General features: G+C 73.4%; 19 protein-coding genes. 6 read left to right on the forward strand and 13 right to left on the reverse strand.

Annotation, left to right across the window (positions count from 1 at the left end):
• Positions 1–109 precede the first annotated feature (109 nt).
• Positions 110–1,150, forward strand: coding sequence for a uroporphyrinogen decarboxylase (gene hemE, locus ACWC0C_RS04265; RefSeq protein ID WP_450861719.1), 1,041 nt, complete (start codon positions 110–112; stop codon positions 1,148–1,150).
• 1 nt (position 1,151) lies between these two features.
• On the opposite strand, the gene ACWC0C_RS04270 is transcribed toward hemE, so the two are convergent.
• Entirely contained in the window at positions 1,152–1,976 is an 825-nt protein-coding gene (locus tag ACWC0C_RS04270) for a rhomboid family intramembrane serine protease (protein WP_450861457.1), read from the reverse strand.
• 92 nt (positions 1,977–2,068) lie between these two features.
• Between ACWC0C_RS04270 and ACWC0C_RS04275 the strand changes: the two genes are divergently transcribed.
• Complete coding sequence (locus ACWC0C_RS04275; protein ID WP_450861458.1) at positions 2,069–2,338, forward strand: hypothetical protein; 270 nt, start codon at positions 2,069–2,071, stop codon at positions 2,336–2,338.
• Here the strand turns inward: ACWC0C_RS04275 and ACWC0C_RS04280 are convergent.
• Positions 2,335–3,729, reverse strand: a complete 1,395-nt coding sequence (locus ACWC0C_RS04280; protein WP_450861460.1) for an FAD-dependent oxidoreductase — start codon at positions 3,727–3,729, stop codon at positions 2,335–2,337. The genes ACWC0C_RS04275 and ACWC0C_RS04280 overlap by 4 nt on opposite strands.
• A 27-nt stretch (positions 3,730–3,756) precedes the next feature.
• Positions 3,757–4,731 carry a DUF4349 domain-containing protein gene (locus ACWC0C_RS04285; protein ID WP_450861461.1) on the reverse strand — a complete coding sequence of 325 codons (975 nt, stop codon included), beginning with the start codon at positions 4,729–4,731 and terminating at the stop codon, positions 3,757–3,759.
• Between the two features lie 151 nt (positions 4,732–4,882).
• Here ACWC0C_RS04285 and hemG point away from each other — a divergent pair, with 151 nt between their 5' ends.
• Entirely contained in the window at positions 4,883–6,337 is a 1,455-nt protein-coding gene (gene hemG / locus ACWC0C_RS04290) for a protoporphyrinogen oxidase (protein WP_450861463.1), read from the forward strand.
• A gap of 5 nt (positions 6,338–6,342) precedes the next feature.
• Complete coding sequence (hemQ, locus tag ACWC0C_RS04295) at positions 6,343–7,074, forward strand: hydrogen peroxide-dependent heme synthase (protein WP_449194768.1); 732 nt, start codon at positions 6,343–6,345, stop codon at positions 7,072–7,074.
• 91 nt (positions 7,075–7,165) lie between these two features.
• Here hemQ and ACWC0C_RS04300 read toward each other — a convergent pair whose 3' ends face one another.
• From ACWC0C_RS04300 to ACWC0C_RS04330, 7 genes are all read right to left on the reverse strand, one after another.
• Complete coding sequence (locus ACWC0C_RS04300; protein ID WP_450861465.1) at positions 7,166–8,830, reverse strand: alpha/beta hydrolase; 1,665 nt, start codon at positions 8,828–8,830, stop codon at positions 7,166–7,168.
• Between the two features lie 158 nt (positions 8,831–8,988).
• Positions 8,989–9,774: a TIGR04222 domain-containing membrane protein gene (locus ACWC0C_RS04305; protein WP_450861467.1), complete on the reverse strand. Its 786-nt coding sequence runs from the start codon at positions 9,772–9,774 to the stop codon at positions 8,989–8,991.
• Between the two features lie 97 nt (positions 9,775–9,871).
• A complete protein-coding gene (locus ACWC0C_RS04310; RefSeq protein ID WP_449194765.1) occupies positions 9,872–10,642 on the reverse strand; it encodes a DUF4142 domain-containing protein in 771 nt (256 codons plus the stop codon).
• A 276-nt stretch (positions 10,643–10,918) separates the two neighbouring features.
• Positions 10,919–12,232: a DUF692 domain-containing protein gene (locus ACWC0C_RS04315; protein ID WP_450861470.1), complete on the reverse strand. Its 1,314-nt coding sequence runs from the start codon at positions 12,230–12,232 to the stop codon at positions 10,919–10,921.
• Between the two features lie 105 nt (positions 12,233–12,337).
• On the reverse strand, positions 12,338–12,934 hold the full coding sequence (locus tag ACWC0C_RS04320) for a TIGR03086 family metal-binding protein (protein ID WP_450861472.1): 597 nt from the start codon (positions 12,932–12,934) through the stop codon (positions 12,338–12,340).
• 77 nt (positions 12,935–13,011) lie between these two features.
• Entirely contained in the window at positions 13,012–13,650 is a 639-nt protein-coding gene (locus tag ACWC0C_RS04325) for a TetR/AcrR family transcriptional regulator (RefSeq protein WP_450861474.1), read from the reverse strand.
• 10 nt (positions 13,651–13,660) lie between these two features.
• Positions 13,661–14,386: an aminoacyl-tRNA hydrolase gene (locus ACWC0C_RS04330; protein ID WP_450861476.1), complete on the reverse strand. Its 726-nt coding sequence runs from the start codon at positions 14,384–14,386 to the stop codon at positions 13,661–13,663.
• Positions 14,387–14,436: 50 nt separating this feature from the next.
• Here ACWC0C_RS04330 and ACWC0C_RS04335 point away from each other — a divergent pair, with 50 nt between their 5' ends.
• Together ACWC0C_RS04335 and ACWC0C_RS04340 are read left to right on the forward strand one after the other, a co-directional pair.
• Complete coding sequence (locus ACWC0C_RS04335; protein ID WP_450861478.1) at positions 14,437–15,315, forward strand: ATP-binding cassette domain-containing protein; 879 nt, start codon at positions 14,437–14,439, stop codon at positions 15,313–15,315.
• On the forward strand, positions 15,312–15,983 hold the full coding sequence (locus ACWC0C_RS04340) for an ABC transporter (RefSeq protein ID WP_450861480.1): 672 nt from the start codon (positions 15,312–15,314) through the stop codon (positions 15,981–15,983). Before ACWC0C_RS04335 ends, ACWC0C_RS04340 begins: the two co-directional genes overlap by 4 nt.
• Positions 15,984–16,010: 27 nt before the next feature.
• Here the strand turns inward: ACWC0C_RS04340 and ACWC0C_RS04345 are convergent, their stop codons facing one another.
• The 3 genes from ACWC0C_RS04345 to ACWC0C_RS04355 all read right to left on the reverse strand — a co-directional run bounded on the left by ACWC0C_RS04345 (position 16,011) and on the right by ACWC0C_RS04355 (position 18,005).
• Positions 16,011–16,193 (reverse strand): hypothetical protein, encoded by a 183-nt coding sequence (locus ACWC0C_RS04345; RefSeq protein ID WP_449194758.1) that lies wholly within the window; start codon positions 16,191–16,193, stop codon positions 16,011–16,013.
• An 18-nt stretch (positions 16,194–16,211) separates the two neighbouring features.
• Positions 16,212–17,060 (reverse strand): polysaccharide deacetylase family protein, encoded by an 849-nt coding sequence (locus ACWC0C_RS04350; protein ID WP_449194757.1) that lies wholly within the window; start codon positions 17,058–17,060, stop codon positions 16,212–16,214.
• Between the two features lie 87 nt (positions 17,061–17,147).
• Positions 17,148–18,005, reverse strand: coding sequence for a PPK2 family polyphosphate kinase (locus tag ACWC0C_RS04355; protein WP_450861482.1), 858 nt, complete (start codon positions 18,003–18,005; stop codon positions 17,148–17,150).
• Positions 18,006–18,024 lie beyond the last annotated feature (19 nt).

Below are 18,024 nucleotides of genomic sequence, written 5' to 3' on the forward strand. Positions count from 1 at the left end.
GGGGCTTTGTGCAGGGCAAGACACAGTCGGTGGCCACGGGCCGCCCCCGCACCGGGCCGGTCCCGATCCGGTGGCATGCGAGACTTGCCCCGTGACCGCCAACGACAGCATGCAGCCGACAGCGACGTACGACTCCGCCTTCCTCAAGGCGTGCAGGCGCGAACCCGTACCGCACACCCCCGTGTGGTTCATGCGCCAGGCCGGCCGCTCCCTGCCCGAGTACCGCAAGGTGCGCGAGGGCATCCCGATGCTCGAGTCCTGCATGCGGCCCGAGCTGGTCACCGAGATCACGCTGCAGCCGGTGCGCCGCCACCACGTGGACGCGGCGATCTACTACAGCGACATCGTCGTCCCGCTGAAGGCCATCGGTGTCGGCCTCGACATCAAGCCCGGCGTCGGCCCGGTCGTCGACGACCCCATCCGCACCCGCGCCGATCTGGCCCGGCTGCGCGACCTCACACCCGAGGACGTCCCCTACGTCACCGAGGCCATCGGCCTGCTCACCAGCGAGCTGGGCGCCACCCCGCTGATCGGTTTCGCGGGCGCGCCTTTCACCCTCGCGAGCTACCTCGTCGAGGGTGGTCCCTCGCGCACGTACGAGAACGCCAAGGCGATGATGTACGGCGACCCCGAGCTGTGGGCCGACCTGCTGGACCGCCTGGCCGACATCACCGCCGCCTTCCTGAAGGTGCAGATCGAGGCCGGCGCGAGCGCGGTCCAGCTGTTCGACTCCTGGGTCGGCGCCCTCGCCCCGGCGGACTACCGGCGCTCGGCCATGCCCTCCTCCGCGAAGGTCTTCGACGCTGTCTCCGGCTACGGCGTCCCGCGCATCCACTTCGGTGTCGGCACCGGCGAGCTGCTGAAGCTCATGGGCGAGGCCGGCGCGGACGTGGTCGGCGTCGACTGGCGCGTCCCGCTGGACGAGGCGCAGCGCCGCGTCGGCCCCGGCAAGGCGCTCCAGGGCAACCTCGACTCCACCGTCCTGTTCACCGACAAGGACACCGTCGAGGCCAAGGCCCGCGAGGTGCTGGACGCGGCCGCCGGCCTGGAGGGCCACGTCTTCAACCTCGGCCACGGCGTCCTGCCGAACACCGACCCGGACGCGCTGACCCGGCTCGTCGATTACGTCCACACCGCGACCGCTCGCTGACTCACCAGGTGTATCGGGGCCGCGCCCGCCTGCCGAACAGCAGGCCGCGCGGCTCCGGCGGGGGCGGGGTGCCGGGCTTGAGCGGCCAGGCGAGCAGCATGCCGGTCAGGAAGCCGACCACATGCGCCGCGTACGCCACGGTGCCGGCGCCGGTGACAGCGTGCCCGGACGAGTACACCGCCTGCAGCACGAACCAGAAGCCCAGCACCAGCCAGGCGGGCAGCCTGAGCGGCAGGAAGATCAGGAACGGTACGAGGACCCAGACCCTCGCGCTCGGCCACAGCACGATGTAGGCGCCGAGGACCCCGGCGATCGCGCCCGACGCTCCGATCAGCGGGTCCCCCGATGTGTCGTTGAGCAGCGCGAAGCCGTAGCCGGCCGCGTAACCGCAGACGACGTAGAAGAGGAAGAAGCGGATGTGGCCCATCCGGTCCTCGACGTTGTTGCCGAAGATCAGCAGGAAGAGCATGTTGCCGAGCAGGTGCAGCCAGCTGCCGTGCAGGAACATCGCCGTGAAGACCGACAGCGGCGGCGACTTGTCGTAGCCCGGCGGCGCCACCACGCAGCCCGGGCCGTGCGGTCCGATGCCCACGTCTCCCGTCGGGACCAGCCGTGGCATCTGATGGTGGATCAGTTCTCTTGGGACCGCCGCGTAGTGGTCCATGAAGGCCTGCAGATGGCACAGCTGCGCCACGTCGCTGCCGCCGGCCACGGAACCGGCTATGCCGGGCGTGCTGATGAACACCAGGACGCCGGCGGCGATGAGGGCGTACGTCACCCAGGGGGTGCGGCGCACCGGGTTCACGTCATGGACGGGGATGACCACACAGAAGTAGTGCCCGGGATGCGGCGGGCGAACCGGTGAACGGCGCGGGGTGGGCGTGCGTACTGATTCCCAACCGACGTGAGGATCAGGCGATGAACGAGCGAGTTACTCCTGCGATGCACGCTCTGCCCGACGGTGAGGCGGAGATCTCCCTGGTCGTACGGCTTCCCTGGGAGGATGTCGCACGGCTCGGCCAGGAAGCGGGGCGGCTTGCCTCGCAGATGCAGCGGCCCGTGACGCTGGACGAGGCGGTGAGTTACCGGCTGCGGTCCACCCGGCCGTCCGCCACGCATGCGAAACCCGCGGGAGAGCAGCCGCCGGCCGCCGTATCCGCTCTGCCGCGCATCAGCGGGACAGCCTAGGAGGCGCGTACCTTCGCCGTCGCCTTTCTCGCCGCCACCAGGACCGGGTCCCACACCGGCGAGAACGGTGGGGCGTAGCCCAGGTCGAGGGCTGTCATCTGTTCCACCGTCATCCGCGCGGTCAGCGCCACCGCCGCGATGTCGACCCGTTTCGCGGCGCCCTCCCTGCCGACGATCTGGACGCCCAGCAGCCGGCCCGTGCGGCGTTCGGCGAGCATCTTGACCGTCATCGGGGAGGCGCCCGGGTAGTAGCCGGCCCGGCTGGTGGACTCGATGGTGACCGTCTCGTACCGCAGGCCCACCCGGGCGGCGTCCTTCTCGCGCAGGCCGGTGCGGGCGATCTCCAGGTCGCAGACCTTGCTGACCGCCGTGCCGACCACGCCGGGGAAGGTGGCGTAACCGCCGCCGACGTTGCTGCCGATGACCTGGCCGTGCTTGTTGGCGTGGGTGCCGAGCGGGACGTACTGGTCCTGGCCGGAGACCAGGTTGAGCACCTCCACGCAGTCCCCGCCCGCCCAGATGTTCCGGTGGCCACGCACCCGCATCGCGAGGTCGGTGAGCAGGCCGCCGTGGGCGCCGAGCGGGAGGCCCGCGGCCTTGGCGAGCGCGGTTTCCGGGCGCACGCCGATGCCGAGGACCACCACGTCCGCGGGGTACTCGGCGTCCTGCGTGGCCACCGCGCGGGCGCGGCCGTCCGCTCCGGCGAGGATCTTGGTGACCTCGGCGTCGTTCACCATGGTGATGCCGAGGCCCTCCATGGCCCGGTGCACCAGGCGGCCCATGTCCGCATCGAGCGTCGACATGGGTTCCTTGCCGCGGTTGACGACCGTCACCTCGAAGCCGCGGTTGATCAGCGCTTCCGCCATCTCCACGCCGATGTAGCCGGCGCCCACGACCACCGCCCTGCGGCCACGCGTGTGTGCCAGCGTGTCCAGCAGGGCCTGGCCGTCGTCCAGGGTCTGCACGCCGTGCACCCCCGCGGCGTCCACTCCGGGCAGGCCGGGGCGGACCGGGCGCGCGCCCGTCGCGATGACGAGCTTGTCGTACGACGTCCAGCACTCGGCACCGGAATCGACGTCACGCGCGCGTACCCGCTGTCCGGCCACGTCGAGCTCCGTGACCTCGGTGCGCAGGCGCAGATCGATCCCCCGCGCGCGGTGTTCCTCGGGGGTGCGGGCGATCAGGTCGTCCCGTTCGGGGACGTCGCCGCCCACCCAGTACGGGATGCCGCACGCCGAGAACGACGTGAAGTGCCCACGTTCGAAGGCCACGATCTCCAGCTCGCCGGGCCCCTTCAGCCGGCGCGCCTGCGACGCCGCCGACATGCCCGCGGCGTCCGCGCCGATCACGACCAGCCGTTCCGTCCCGCCCCGCCCGTCACCCATGTTCATGGGACCACGCTACGGGGCGGGGACAGGTCAGTCCCGGTCCGGCTGCTCACCGGCGGACTCCGGCGCCGGGCGGGCCGAGGGCAGCGGGCCCAGCGCGGTCATCGCGGGTGCGGGCTCCCGGCGGTGCGGCAGCCGGGGCCGTACGATCCGCAGCCACAGCAGCGCCGACAGGGCCGCACAGGCCGCGAACGGCAGGGCGGCGCCGAGCGCGAGGACGATCCAGCGCAGCATGGTGACGAACACGTGCCAGCCGCCCGACAGCGCGCCCACGATGCCGGGGGAGTCACCGGACGCCGTGCGCACCGGCGTCCCGGACAGCGACAGCGTGATGGTGGCGAGGCTCGTGCGGTCCTTCAGGGACGCCTGCCGGGCCAGCAGCGACTCCAGGTCGGCCTCGCGGCTGCTCAACTCGCCTTCCAACGTGACGACATCGCTCAGTTTCGTCGCCCGGTCCATCAGCGCACGGATCCGGTCCAGGCCGGCCCGCTGCGACTTGACGCGGCTGTCGACGTCCACGACCTGGTCGGTGACGTCCTCCGCCTGGGCCGTGCGGTCGATCAGCCTGCCCGTCCCCTGGAGCGCGGCGAGGACCTCGTCGTACTTCGCACCGGGCACCCGCAGGACGACCCGGGTGCGCTCATGGCCGTCGGCGTCCCGGCTGGTGCTCTCCTTGCCGACGTAGCCGCCCGCGCCCTCGGCGGTGGCGCGGGCCTGCTCCAGGGCCTTGGGCACCTCCTTCACCTGGAGGGTGAGGGACGCGGTGCGGACGATCGCGCTCTGCGGGAGCCGCGGTGTCCTGGGCGCCGTCGGCCTGGCGCTGTCGGCGGCACCCGGTCCGGCGGCCACGTCGGCGCCGCTCGCCGCGGACTTCGCCGAGGCGCCACCGCCCGAGTCGTCCGCGCTGCCGCACCCGGCGAGGGCGAGGCCGAGGGAGGCGGCGAGCAGGATCCCCGCCAGGGCTCTGCTGGGGCGTGCGGGTCGTGCGGAACGTGATGTGCGCATGGGCGGTACCCCCGAGGGCTCTTCGGCCGGTGACCTCCCTACGACGGCCGGACACCCCGGAACGTTCGGACAACGGCCCCCGCCGCGCAGGACGGTGCGGAGGACTTCGGGCCCGGGCGGGAGTGTCAGTGGGGTCTGAGAGAGTGGGGGCATGAGCGCAACGGGTACGCGTACAGGGCATGTCGTCGTCATCGGAGCCGGTATCGCCGGGCTGGCCGCCGCCCACCGGCTGCTCGGGCGCGGCGCGCGCGTGACCGTGCTGGAGGCCGCGGACCGGGTCGGCGGCAAGCTGTTGCCCGGCGAGATCGCGGGCGTCCGGGTCGATCTGGGCGCCGAGTCGATGCTCGCCCGCCGCCCCGAGGCGGTGACCCTCGCGCGCGAGGTGGGCCTCGCCGGCCGGCTCCAGCCGCCGGCCACGGCGACCGCCTCCATCTGGACCCGCGGCGCCCTGCGCCCCATGCCCAAGGGCCATGTGATGGGTGTGCCCGGCACCGCCACCGCGCTTGCCGGCGTGCTGTCCGAGGAGGGCGTCGCCCGGATCGAGCGCGACGCCGACCTGCCGCGCACCGAGGTCGGAGACGACGTGGCCGTGGGGGAGTTCGTGGCCGCCCGGCTCGGCCGCGAGGTCGTCGACCGCCTGGTCGAGCCGCTGCTCGGCGGCGTCTACGCGGGCGACGCGTACCGCATCTCGATGCGCTCGGCCGTCCCCCAGCTCTTCCAGGCCGCCCGCACCCACACCTCCCTCACGGAGGGGGTCCGCGAGCTCCAGGCCAAGGCGGCGGCGAGTCAGCAGACCGGCCCGGTGTTCATGGGCATCGAGGGCGGGGTCGGCACCCTGCCGCTCGCGGTCGCGGAGTCGGTGCGGGCGCGTGGCGGAGAGATCCTGACCGGGACGCCGGTGCGGGAGCTGCGCCGGGAGGCCCCCGGCGGCTGGCGGGTCGTCGCGGGAGAGCGGGTCCTGCACGCGGACGCCGTGATCGTCGCGGTACCCGCCCCGGCCGCCGCGGAGCTGCTGCGCGCCGAGTCCCCGGCCGCGGCGACCGAACTCGCCGCCGTCGAGTACGCCTCCATGGCCCTGGTCACCCTCGCCTACCGGCGCGCGGACCTGAGCCTCCCCGGGGGAAGCGGCTTCCTGGTCCCGCCCGTCGACGGCCGCACCATCAAGGCCTCGACCTTCGCCTCACAGAAGTGGGGCTGGATCGCCGACGAGGACCCGGACGTGGTCGTGCTGCGCACCTCGGTCGGGCGGTACGGCGAGACGGAGGTGCTCCGGCGGGAGGACACCGAACTGGTCGAGGTCTCCCGGCACGACCTGAGCGAGGCCACCGGCCTGGACGCGACACCCATCGGCACCCGGGTCACCCGCTGGACCGACGGCCTGCCCCAGTACCCCGTCGGCCACCACGCGCGCGTGGCCCGCGTCCGCGAGCACGTCGCCAAGCTGCCGGGCCTCGCGGTGTGCGGCGCGCCGTACGACGGCGTCGGCATCCCGGCCTGCATCGCGAGCGCGTACGCGGCCGTGGACCAGCTGGGCGGCGACCTGAGCTCGGTGGCGGAGCTGACGGCCAACCCGGTGCAGAGCCTCCACGGCGGAGCGGGAGAATAGGGACCATGAGTGACGACGCCCCCACCACCGAGCCCGGCAGGATCCCGAACAAGGGCAAGCTGGCCAAGGACCTCAACGAGGTCATCCGCTACACCCTGTGGTCGGTCTTCAAGCTGAAGGACGTGCTGCCGGAGGACCGCGCGGGTTACGCCGACGAGGTCCAGGAGCTGTTCGACCAGCTTGCCGCCAAGGACGTGACGATCCGCGGCACCTACGACGTCTCCGGCCTGCGTGCCGACGCCGACCTGATGATCTGGTGGCACGCCGAGACCAGCGACCAGCTCCAGGAGGCGTACAACCTCTTCCGCCGCACGAAGCTGGGCCGCGCGCTCACGCCCGTGTGGTCGAACATGGCGCTGCACCGCCCGGCCGAGTTCAACCGCTCGCACATCCCGGCGTTCCTCGCCGACGAGACGCCCCGCAACTACGTGAGCGTCTACCCCTTCGTGCGCTCCTACGACTGGTACCTGCTGCCCGACGAGGACCGCCGCCGCATGCTCGCCGACCACGGCAAGATGGCCCGCGGCTACCCCGACGTGCGCGCCAACACGGTCGCCTCGTTCTCCCTCGGCGACTACGAGTGGATCCTGGCCTTCGAGGCCGACGAGCTGTACCGCATCGTCGACCTCATGCGCCACCTCCGCGCCTCCGAGGCCCGCATGCACGTCCGCGAGGAAATCCCGTTCTACACGGGCCGCCGCAAGGACATCGCGGAACTGGTGGCAGGCCTGGCCTGACAGGCGCCCCGTAAGGGGCGCGGGCACTGCGCGCCCAGCCACCACGGACCCGCAGCCGCCGACCGGCGGTTCGCGGCACCCCGGTGGGCGCTCAGTGCTCCCCGACCCGGCCCTTGACGACGTCCCGCCGGGCCCCCTTCTCAGCCCGGCCGCCGGAGGCTTCGGGCTTGGGCTCGGTGCGCGGCGCGCACGAAGCGCGCCGCCCCGGCACCCGCCCCGTCAGCAGGTATGCCTCGAGGTGGCCGTTGACGCACTTGTTCGGTCCGCCCGCGATGCCGTGCGTTCCCGCGTCCCGCTCGGTCACCAGCACCGAGCCGGCCAGTCGCCGGTTCATCTCCACCGCGCCCGGGTAGGGCGCCGCCGCGTCCCGCTCGGCCGCCAGGATCAGCACCGGCGGCAGCTCACCGGGCCCGGTCCGCACGTCCAGCGGCTGCTGCCGGGGCTCCGGCCAGTAGGCGCACGGCAGGTTCATCCACGCGTTGTCCCAGGTCTCGAAGGGCGCCACCCGGGCGAGGCGGGTGTTGTCGCGGTCCCACACCTTCCAGTCCGTCGGCCAGGGCGCGTCGTTGCACTCCACGGCCGTGTAGACCGCGCTGCCGTTCTCCGCCTCCGCGGCACCCTGCGGGCTCGGCGCCGCCAGCTGTACCAGCGGCTTCGGGTTGCCGTGCAGATACGCCGACAGGGCCCCGGCCCGGCTCGGCCAGAAGTCGTCGTAGTACCCGGCCATCAGGAACGCGTTCTGCAGCTGGCCGGAGCCGACCTTCCCGCCGGCCGCCTTCCCGGCCAGCCGGTCCAGTGCGGTGTCGTAGCTGCGCTGCACCTTCTCGGCGGTGTTGCCGAGCTTGTAGACGTCGTCGTGGCGGGCGATCCAGTCCCGGAAGTCCGCCCAGCGGTCCTCGAACGCGGCCGACTGGTCGAGGTTGCTGTGGTACCAGATCTTCTCCGGGGCGGGGTTCACCGCCGAGTCCAGCACCATGCGCCGCAGGTGCGAGGGGAACATCGCCGCGTACAGAGCGCCGAAGTACGTGCCGTACGACGCCCCCATGAACGTCAGCCGGTCCTCGCCCAGCGCGGCCCGCAGCACGTCCAGGTCCCGGGCGTTGTTCAGCGAGGTGTAGTAGCGCAGCTTGCTCCCGGAGCGCTGGGCACAGCCGCGCGCGTACGCCTTGGCCTCGGCGATGCGCTGCCGCTTGTACGTCTCCGAGGGGTGCGCCGACGACACGGTGGGCGCCTTGACGAAGCGCTTGGGGTCCTCGCAGGACAAGGGTGCCGACCGGCCCACGCCGCGCGGGGCGTAGCCGACCAGGTCGTAGGCGGCGGCGATCTGCTTCCACTTCGGGATCGCGCCGACCAGCGGGAAGTACATGCTGGACCCGCCGGGCCCGCCGGGGTTGTAGACGAGGGCGCCCTGCCGGGGGACCTTCCGCTTGCTGTTGTACGGGTCCTTCTGCGTGGCCGGGATCCGGCTGACGGTCAGTTTGATCCGGGTGCCGTCCGGGTGGGCGTAGTCGAGCGGGACGGTGACGGTGCCGCAGCGCATGGCGGCCGGCGCCTTCGGTACGTCGGCGGAGGAACACGTGCCCCAGTCGATGCCCGCCGCCCGGGCGCGGGCCACGGCCACCTCGGTGCCGTGCAGCTCGGCCGTGCCGGGGACACCGGGCGCCCCGCCGCCGGCAGCCGCATGGCCCGCCGGGGCGGCGGCCAGGGTGGACAGGAGCAGGGTCCCGGCGGCCGAGTACAGGGCGGCAGCTCTCATCGCGTATCCCTTCGGTGCGGCGGCGGCGATGGCACGGCTACCACGCCCCGGCGACAACAAAAGGGATATTTCGATGGGCCCAGGGTGAAGGCAAGCACCATCCGGCCGGTGTCGGCGCCAATGCCCCCTATGCGCCCCCCGAAGGCCTGTGGGCGCCCTCACTCCCGCCAGGGCTGGTCGCGGTGGGTGAAGGCGGCGCGCAGCTGCGGCTCGCCGATCGCGCGGATCCCGCGCACGGCGACGGAGGTGAGGAAGGACCGCTCGTCACCGGCCGGCCTGCGCACCAGTGCGCCCAGCAGCCGCTGCCCGGCCGGTGAGGCCCAGCGCGAGTACGGGTGCACCTCGAAGCGGGCGATGGCCAGGCAGCTCAGGGACAGGATGAGGGGCAGGGCGAACCACAGGCCGACCAGCAGCCGCGGCGTCCCGGTCTGCACCGGCAGCAGCAGGGCGGTCACGCCGAGGGCCGCCACGGCGAGCGCGGCGGCGCGCACCTGGCGGACGGCCGCGCCCACGGTCGTACCCGCGTCGTCGGGGACGGCGAGACCGGCGCGCACCAGGCCGTCGGCGAGCCGCCGTACGGCCTCGGTGCCGGCCGCCCGCGCCCGCACGGGCGCGATCCGCGACTGCCCCTGCGGACCTATGGCCCCGATGACGGACTGCTCCATCTCGTCGCGCCCGCGCGGGTCCACCACCGTGGCCCAGCCGGTGTGCGCGAGCAGCAGGCGCCGCTGGCGGGCCATCGAGACCAGGGTCACATCGGCGACCCGGGCGGGGCCGCCGGAGAGGAAGGCGGCCTCGTACAGCGTCAGATCACGATCACGCTCCCGGGCCGTCGTCGCGGCATCCGCGTCCATGGTGGCCGCACGGACGGCCGCCAGGCACAGCCGGGTGCATGCCGTACCGGCGAAAACCCAGGCCAGGAGCAGGAGAAGGACCCAGAACATGACGTGTTTCTATGCCAGTGGCCTGGGTGAACGCCATGCCCTTTTCACCATCCGGACACAGTGTTAGCGGTCTGTGACGTTCCGTTTCCCGCCCAGGTCAGGAGCTGCTCGTCCGCGGCGGCGGGCTGGTGGTGGCGGGCGGCAGGGAGTACGACTCGCTCGGCGACGGCACGACCGGCACGGCGGCGCTCGGGTCGACGGCCGGCGGGGCCGGTACGGGAGTGGGGGAGGCGGCCAGCTCCCTGGCCAGCGCGGCGAAGTCGACGTACCCCGTCGCCTCCATGACCTTGATGTGGTCCAGGACGGTCGCGTTCGCGTCGTCGGCGAGATCGCGGACAAGGGAGTTCTGGGTGCCGGCCCGGACCTGTGCGACCAGCGCGAAGACCCGGCCGTGGGCGAGCCGCAGGATCCCGGCGAACTGCCGGTCGAAGTCCTGCCCCCGCGCCGCCTTCAGGGTGTCGAGCCACTGCTCCTGCTGTGCGTTCGGCTCGTTGGGCAGCGGTACGCCGAGCTGGGTGGCCACGGTGCGGACATGGGCGTCCAGTGAGGTGTGCCCGTCGACCAGGTGCTGGCCCGCGGTGCGTACGGCCGCCGTGGTCCCCTTCTGCTCGGCCAGTTCACCGGCGGGCAGCTCCCACAGTCCCGCCAGCCGGACCTTGGTGATGAAGTCCCGGTCCTGCGTGGACAGCGGGCCGAACGGGGTCGTGACGGTCTGCGTGCTCAGCACGGTGGCGCCGGCCGCTGCCGGCCGGTCCGCGTAGGTCCAGAGCGGGTAGAGCAGTGCCGCCGCGGTTGCCGCGAGGGCCGCGATGACGAGTCCGGTACCGCTGAATATGCCTCGGCCCTTGACCGGGGGTCGGGGTCGCATGGCGCCTCCTGTAGCGCACCGCACGCGAGTGTGCATGGGGGTGCGTGCGAGGTTGGCATATTACTCGGGTGCGCTGGGGGGCTCGGGCGGGTGCGCAGGGTCGCCGTCGGACTACGGTGCGTCGGCGTGTGCATGTGCGGGTGCGGGTGCGTTGTGGCTGGTCGCGCCTACGCGGCGGAGCCGCATGTCGACACTGCCCCGCGCCCCTTACGGGGCGCTCACAGCTGCGGGCGGTCGTGCCGCCAGGGGCGAGGGGCGGCACCCGTTCCACAGAGTTCAGCCCAGGTGCCGCAGCAGCACCCTCTGCGCCACCCGGCCCACCCGCGTTCGGCGCCGCGGTGCCGGCCCCGCCCGGTCCAGCCACCACTGCCGCAGCTCCCGCCGGGCCCCCGCGTCCTTCGGTCCCCCGCCCCGCAGCAGATGCCCCGCGAAGTCCAGCGCGTCCCGCCGGTACCCCCCACCCATCGGCCGCTCCCGCGCGTACTCCAGGAACGCCACCCGGTACCCCGTGCCGAGGATCACCGGCAGCTCGGGCGCCGCCTTCGCCACCACGTCCGCCCGCTTCGACGCGAGCGCCCGCGCCTGTACCCCCATCCGCACCCGGTCGAATCCCTCGGGCACCGGCGTCCCCGCCACCAGGGCGGACAGGACCGCGGCCTGGGCGACACCGAGCCGCTCCCGCGCACCGGCCACCGGCCGCGCCGGCACGGCGGAACCCCCGTCGGCCGAGCCGGTCACAGCTCCCGCACCCTGGCAGCCCCGCCCACGCCCGGCCGCCACCGCCTCCCCGATCAGCTTCAACTCCCGCTCCAGCTCGGCCGGTTCCGGAAAGTTCTCGTCCCGCTCCAGCAGGACACCGGGCGGCGCGGTACGCGAGGCCAGGTCGGTCAGGATGTCGAGCACCGGGCGCGGCACGGGGTGGGCGTGGCTGTCGTGCCAGACGCCGTCCCGCTCGAAGCCGCCCGCGACATGGACGTAGGCGATCGCCTCCACGGGCAGCTCGGCCAGCGCCCGGGCCGGGTCCTCGCCCCGGTTGACGTGGTTGGTGTGCAGGTTGGCCACGTCGATCAGCAGCCTCACGCCGGTGCGCTCGACCAGCTCGGACAGGAACTGCCCCTCGGTCAGCTCCTCGCCCGGCCAGGAGAACAGCGCGGCGATGTTCTCCAGGGCCAGCGGCACGGGAAGGGCGTCCTGGGCGATGCGGACGTTCTCGCAGAGCACCTCCAGGGCGTCCCTGGTGCGCGGCACCGGCAGCAGGTGCCCCGCCTCCAGGTGCGGGGAGGCGGTGAGCGGGCCGCCCGCGCGGACGAACGCGATGTGCTCGGTGACCAGGGGGGAACCGAGGGCCTGTGCCCGCTCCGCCAGCGCCGTCAGCCGGCCCTCGTCGGGACGGTCGGCGCCGCCGAGGCCCAGGGAGACGCCGTGCGGGATCACGGTGACCCCGCGCTCGCGCAGCCGCTGCAGCGAGTCGGGAAGGTGGCCGGGGCAGACGTTCTCCGCCACGACCTCCACCCAGTCGATGCCCGGCATGCGCTCCACGGCGTCCGCGATCTCCGGCCGCCAGCCGATCCCCGTGCCCAGTCGCCGCATGGCTCCTCCCCTCCGTCGAATGCAGGGGGTATGGCCCCGGCGACCGGACCCGAACCTCCTCCGTGTCGTGTTCAGAGCAACATTTGAGGTTCAGTCCCGTGCCGCTCACCGCTGCGGACCGCGCCCCAGCAGGCGCAGCACCTCCTCCAGCGGGCCCGCGCCCTCCGGCACCTCCAGCACCGGGGCGAAGGCGAAGCCCGGGCCGCGCCGGGCGGGATCGGCCGGGACCCGCCGGGCCACGGCGAGCGCGGCGACGAGCACGTGCTCGGGGAGTTCCACGGTGACGCCGAGGGAGGCGGCGACGTCCCAGGCGTGCACGACGTAGTCGATGAAGTGGAAGCCGATCGCCCGGCCGCCCGGGAAGCCGCCGCCCAGCTCCGGCAGCGTGAACTCGCGCTCCGTCACACCCGGTTCGGCGAAGGCCGTAAGGACCGTGGCGGCGGCCGACCGGTGCGTCCGGGCCGGCTCGCTCATGTCCTCCGGCTCCCGCCAGTACTCCGGCTCGCGCCCCGCTCCGCGCGCCGCGGCGGCGAAACCGAGGTGCTGTGCGGTCATGTGCGCGACGAGCCGGCGCAGGGTCCAGCCCGCGCAGGGGGTGTCCCGCGTCCAGTCCGCGGTCGTGGCCAGGTCCACCAGGCGTACGGCCTCCTGGACGGCGATCCGGTCGAGTTCGACGAAGTCCGCTCCGGTCACATGCGTCATGGTCCGAGCCTAAAACAAAGCGAACGATCGTGCTTATTGTTTTGGAAGGCCGAAGGAGCCGCCAACCGGGCGTCGCCTCAGGGGACTTGGGGGAGTGGGGTGCCGTCCGTGGCCGCACCGCGCAGGCGTTCCGCGATGCCCACCCGGGCCCTGCGGTACGCGGTCTCCTCGTCGTGCAGGACCGACAGGGCGTTCGCCGTCTCCAGCAACGCCACCAGTTCGAAGGCGAGTTGCCGGACATCCGTGCCGGCGAGCAGCTCGCCCGCCGTACGGGCCTCGTCGATGGTGCGCTCGACATGGGCCGTCCAGTCGCGCTGCGCGCGGACCACGGCGTCGTGCACCGGCCCGCTCCGCGCGTCGAACTCGGCCATGGCGCCGTAGAAGAAGCAACCGCCCGGGAACACCCGGCCGCGCGAGTACTCCAGCCACAGCTCGCACAGCCGCCAGACCCGGCCCAGTCCGGCTGGGCTCTCGGCCGCGGGGCGGATCACCCGCTCGGTGAAGATCCGCACCGCCTCGCGCACCGTGGCCAGCTGCAGTTCCTGCTTGGAGCCGAAGAGCGCGAACACCCCGCTCTTGCTCAGCTCCAGCTCGGCGGCGAGACGGCCGACGGTGAGCGCCTCCAGGCCCTCGACCGAGGCGATGTCCACCGTGCGGCGCAGCACCAGCTTGCGGGTACGGTTGCCCCGTTCGACCCGCCCGTCGACCCGCGTCATCCGGCTTCTCCTAGCGCAGCGCCGGGTGGTCGGCGACGACCGTGCAGCTACCGGGCGCGATCTCCGTGAACCCGGCGTCCCGCACCACCGGCAGCCCGCTGCCGGTCAGCCGGGCCCAGTCGGCGGGGTCGGCCGTACGGACGGCGAGCGCGTGGCCCGCGTCCCGCCAGGCGGTGCGCTCCGCGCCGGACAGCGCCCACCAGGCCAGCTGGGCGGCGTGCCCGGCCTGGGCCATCGCCTTCCCGGCCGACATCTCCAGCTCCGGGTTCAGCCACAGCACGGGCTGGGCCTGGTCCGGGGCGACGGGCGGCTCCGGGTCGTCCAGCTCGGTGCCCGATACCTGGAGCTTGGCCAGGTCCTTGGGCCAGCCGTCGAGCGGGATCGGCGGGAAGACCCGTACCTCCGCGGACTTTCCGGTCACCGTGGTCCCGGGCAGCGCCTCGGCCCGCCGCCACTCGGTGCCCCGGGCCCGCCGGACGACCTTGCGAATCCGCGCGTCCTCCCAGCTCCGCACCGCCTCGGCCCACGCGCCGTCCCCGTGCGCCCGTTCATCCCCGAGCAGCACCAGCACCGCCCGGGCGGCCGTCTCCAGCGCGTCGGTACGGGCGGGCGGCGCGCTCTTCTCGATCCGCACGACGAGGGGGAGCACGAACTGGGGGGCTTCGTCGCGAGGGGTGTGCTGAGAGTGGAAGGGGCTGTCGCTCGGGGACTCTGCATCAGGGCTCACACCAGCCAACTTTAAGGGGCGCGGGGAACTGCGCGACCAGCCAAGACCACAATGCCCCCATGCAACATGATCTACGAATGGCATGCGTAGGCCGCCGCTACGGCATCCGCGGGCCCTGGGTGTTAAGAGGCGTCGACCTCACCCTCGCCCCCGGAACCCTCACCCGTATAGAAGGAGCGAACGGCACCGGAAAATCCACCCTCCTCCGCCTCCTCGCGCGGCTCGACGCACCCAGCGAGGGCCGCATCACCGGCCGTCCCCGCACGGCGTACGTCCCCGAACGCTTCCCGTCGGCGCTCCCCTTCACCCCGCTCGGCTATCTCACCCACCTCGGCACCGTCCACGGCCTGAGCCGCAAGACCGCCGCACGCGCCGCAGGCACCTGGCTGGACCGCTTCGGCGCGGGCGCCTACGCCGGTACGCCCATGTCCCAGTTGTCCAAGGGGAGCAGCCAGAAGGTCGCCGTGGCCCAGGCCCTGCTCGGTGAACCGGAGCTGCTGGTGCTGGACGAGGCCTGGACCGGTCTGGACGCGATGGCGCGGGCCGAGCTGGAGCGGGCGGTGGCCGAGCGGGCCGCCGCCGGGGGAGCCGTGGTGTTCGTGGACCACGACCCGCGCCGGCTGGCCGGGGTGCCGGACGCGACGTACACCGTCCTCGACGGCGGTCTCAAGCGCCGTACGGACGACGGGAGTTCAGCGGCCGGGCCGCTCACCCTCGTCACCGTGCGCGGACCGGCCGGCGGGCAGCTGCCGCCCGACGCGGCCCGGACCGTCACCTCCGCGCAGGAGACCACGCCCGGCATGTACCGCCTCGCCGTCCCCGCCTCCCAGTCCGACATCGTCCTGCGCACCCTGCTCACGGCCCGCCCGCCCTGGCACGTCGTCAGCGTCACCCCGCCCCCGGACGATCCCGTAGCGAACCCCGGAAGCCGCCCATGACCGCACTCCTGCGCTACCAGGCCGACCTGCTGGTGCGCTCCCAGCGCTGGCTGCCGCCGGTGATCCTGTACGCCGCGTTCCTCGGGATCGGTGTGCAGAGCGGCCAGCCCGTCCTCGACTCGCTCGGCTACACCGCCGCCGGTCTGCTCCCGGTGGCCGCCTGGCTGGTGCGGATCTGTGTCACCGGCGAGCCGGACGCGGCCCGCGCCTGCGTCGCCGCCGCGCGCGGCCCCGCCCGGGCGCACCTCGCCTGCCTGCTGACGGCGCTGCTCGCGGCGGTGACGCTCGGGCTGGTGGCGACCCTGGTGATCACGCTGATCAGTGATCCGGCGAGCAATGGCCACCGGGTCCACGTGCCCCTGCCGCAGGCGGGCGCGGCCGGGCTGCCGGCCACGCTCACCTGCGCGTTGCTCGGCTCGGCCGTCGGCGCGCTCACCAACCGGCCGCTGCTGCGCTCCACCGGCCGGGCCGTGCCCGCGATGCTGCTGGGCGCGCTGCTGGCGGTGGTGCTCACCGGCTCCCCGGCGCGGGCGGCGGTCAGCGGCCTGGTCACCGGTTCGCAGACCGGCCGGGCCCCGATGCCGCTGCTGCCGCTGGCCGGGGCGGCCCTGCTCACCGCGGCGGCCTTCGCCCTGGCCGCGCGGCTCACCGCCCGCCGGTCACCCTGAGCGGATCGGTCACCCCGAGCGGATCGGTCACCCCGAGCAGGAGGTGCGCTCCGCCTCCCGCCACTCGCACACCGGGCAGAGCGTGATGCCCTTGTACGACTCCGGGTACTCCGTCGGCTCCCGGCACAGCACACACTCCGCGTACGGCGGGCCGTCAGCCTTGGGCGGCTTCGCCGTCTCGGCGACCGTGCAGTAGTCCTCCTCGCTCACGCTCCCAGCGTAGGCCGCTCAGCGGTGACCGCTGGTCTCGCCGATCAGCTCGGAGACCTTTACGAACCGGTAGCCGCGCTTGCGCAGTTCCGGGACGACCGCGCGGACGACCCGCTCGGTGGTCGGGGCGGCGCTGCGGGTGCAGTGCATGACGACCACCGAGCCGGGCTTCACCCCGTCCAGCACCTGCCGGGTCACGGCGTCGGCGTCCGTGGCGAACGCGTCGCCGCTCACCACGTCCCACTGCACCGCGGTCACCCCGAGCCCGCTCAGCGCGCGCAGCGCCCGCCGGTCGTAACAGCCGCCGGGGAAGCGGAAGTACGGCAGCGCGTGCGGCACGCCGGCCTTGCGCAGCGAGGCGTACGCCCGCTCCACGTCCGACCGCATCCTGGCGGGGTCGACGGTCGGCAGGCCGTAGCAGTCGCCGGTGAACGCGTAGTGGCTGTAGGAGTGGTTGGCGACCTCGAACCGCGGGTCGTGGCCGAGGCTGCGGGCCTCGGCCGGGTACTCGTCGGCCCAGCGGCCGGTCATGAAGATCGTCGCCGGCACCTTCAGGGCGCGCAGGGTGCCGATGAGGTCCGGGTTGTCGAAATGCTCGCCGGCGGCCGCGCGGGGCCCCTGGTCGGCGGTCATGTCGGCGTCGAAGGTCAGCGCCACCGTCTTGCCCAGGGTGCGCGGACCGTGCTCGAAGACCGGGGTCAGGCCGCCGGGACCCGGGGCCAGCACGGGCGGCCGCGACGCGGCGGCGGACACGGCGGACCTGACCGGGGCCCGATGGGCACCACCCGCAGGACCCGCGCCACCGCAGGCGGCGAGAGCCGCACCCAGGGCACAGACGGCGGTGATACGGCGTACTCGTGGGATCACCGTACGAACGTAGGACTGAACGACCACTTGTATGGCGATATGCCCGACGGCACGGCGGTACGGTCACCCACGCGGCGGCCCCCGTGCCTACGGCCCTTTCAGCAGCCGCTCCCGGCACGCCGCCACCTCGAAGTCGCCCTTCGGGTACCGCGGGTCCAGCTCCTCCAGGTGCTCCAGCAGCAGGCGGCCGATCGCCCAGTTCCGGTACCACTTGCGGTCCGCCGGGACCACGTACCAGGGCGCGTACGGCGCCGCGCAGCGCTCCAGGGCCAGCTCGTAGGCCTCCTGGTAGGCGGGCCACAGGGCGCGGTCGTCGATGTCGCCGGGGGCGAACTTCCAGTGCTTGTCCGGGCGGTCCAGGCGGCGCAGCAGCCGGCGCCGCTGCTCCTCGTAGGAGAGGTGCAGAAAGCACTTGATCACGGTCACGCCGTCCTCGGCGAGGGACCGCTCGAAGTCGTTGATGAGGCCGTAGCGGCTGCCGATCTCCGCCGGCAGGGCGAGATGCCGTACCCGGGCGACGAGGACGTCCTCGTAGTGCGAGCGGTCGAAGATCCCGATCTCACCCGGCCGGGGCAGAACCGTGCGCACCCGCCACAGGAAGTCGTGCCGCCGCTCCTCCTCGGTGGGCGCCTTGAACGCCTGGATCCGGCAGCCGGCCGGGTTGAGGTGCCCGATGACGTGCTTGACCGTGCCGCCCTTCCCGCTCGTGTCCATCCCCTGCAGCACCAGCAGCACCCGCCGCCGATCCCCCGCCGTACCCGCCGCCCACAACCGCTCCTGCAGCCCGGCCAGCCGCTTCCCCATCCGGGTACTGTCAGCGAGCCCGGCCTGCTTGCCCCCGGGGGCACCGGGCGTGGCCCGCGCGTCGTACGCGGCCAGGTCGACCTTCTCGCCGGGCGGGAGCCGCAGCAGCCCTCGAAGATCCTTCGCACTCTCCTTCGTCATGGCCGCCCCTTCCCTCCGG

It is taken from the genome of Streptomyces sp. NPDC001709, assembly GCF_053596375.1.

Excerpts from the sequence above, each read along its gene's own strand:
- hemE (WP_450861719.1), top strand. The coding sequence starts at position 110 with ATGCAGCCGACAGCGACGTACGACTCCGCCTTCCTCAAGGCGTGCAGG.
- ACWC0C_RS04275 (WP_450861458.1), top strand. The coding sequence starts at position 2,069 with ATGAACGAGCGAGTTACTCCTGCGATGCACGCTCTGCCCGACGGTGAG.
- ACWC0C_RS04280 (WP_450861460.1), bottom strand. The coding sequence starts at position 3,729 with ATGAACATGGGTGACGGGCGGGGCGGGACGGAACGGCTGGTCGTGATC.
- ACWC0C_RS04285 (WP_450861461.1), bottom strand. The coding sequence starts at position 4,731 with ATGCGCACATCACGTTCCGCACGACCCGCACGCCCCAGCAGAGCCCTG.
- hemG (WP_450861463.1), top strand. The coding sequence starts at position 4,883 with ATGAGCGCAACGGGTACGCGTACAGGGCATGTCGTCGTCATCGGAGCC.
- hemQ (WP_449194768.1), top strand. The coding sequence starts at position 6,343 with ATGAGTGACGACGCCCCCACCACCGAGCCCGGCAGGATCCCGAACAAG.
- ACWC0C_RS04300 (WP_450861465.1), bottom strand. The coding sequence starts at position 8,830 with ATGAGAGCTGCCGCCCTGTACTCGGCCGCCGGGACCCTGCTCCTGTCC.
- ACWC0C_RS04305 (WP_450861467.1), bottom strand. The coding sequence starts at position 9,774 with ATGTTCTGGGTCCTTCTCCTGCTCCTGGCCTGGGTTTTCGCCGGTACG.
- ACWC0C_RS04310 (WP_449194765.1), bottom strand. The coding sequence starts at position 10,642 with ATGCGACCCCGACCCCCGGTCAAGGGCCGAGGCATATTCAGCGGTACC.
- ACWC0C_RS04315 (WP_450861470.1), bottom strand. The coding sequence starts at position 12,232 with ATGCGGCGACTGGGCACGGGGATCGGCTGGCGGCCGGAGATCGCGGAC.
- ACWC0C_RS04320 (WP_450861472.1), bottom strand. The coding sequence starts at position 12,934 with ATGACGCATGTGACCGGAGCGGACTTCGTCGAACTCGACCGGATCGCC.
- ACWC0C_RS04325 (WP_450861474.1), bottom strand. The coding sequence starts at position 13,650 with ATGACGCGGGTCGACGGGCGGGTCGAACGGGGCAACCGTACCCGCAAG.
- ACWC0C_RS04335 (WP_450861478.1), top strand. The coding sequence starts at position 14,437 with ATGCAACATGATCTACGAATGGCATGCGTAGGCCGCCGCTACGGCATC.
- ACWC0C_RS04340 (WP_450861480.1), top strand. The coding sequence starts at position 15,312 with ATGACCGCACTCCTGCGCTACCAGGCCGACCTGCTGGTGCGCTCCCAG.
- ACWC0C_RS04355 (WP_450861482.1), bottom strand. The coding sequence starts at position 18,005 with ATGACGAAGGAGAGTGCGAAGGATCTTCGAGGGCTGCTGCGGCTCCCG.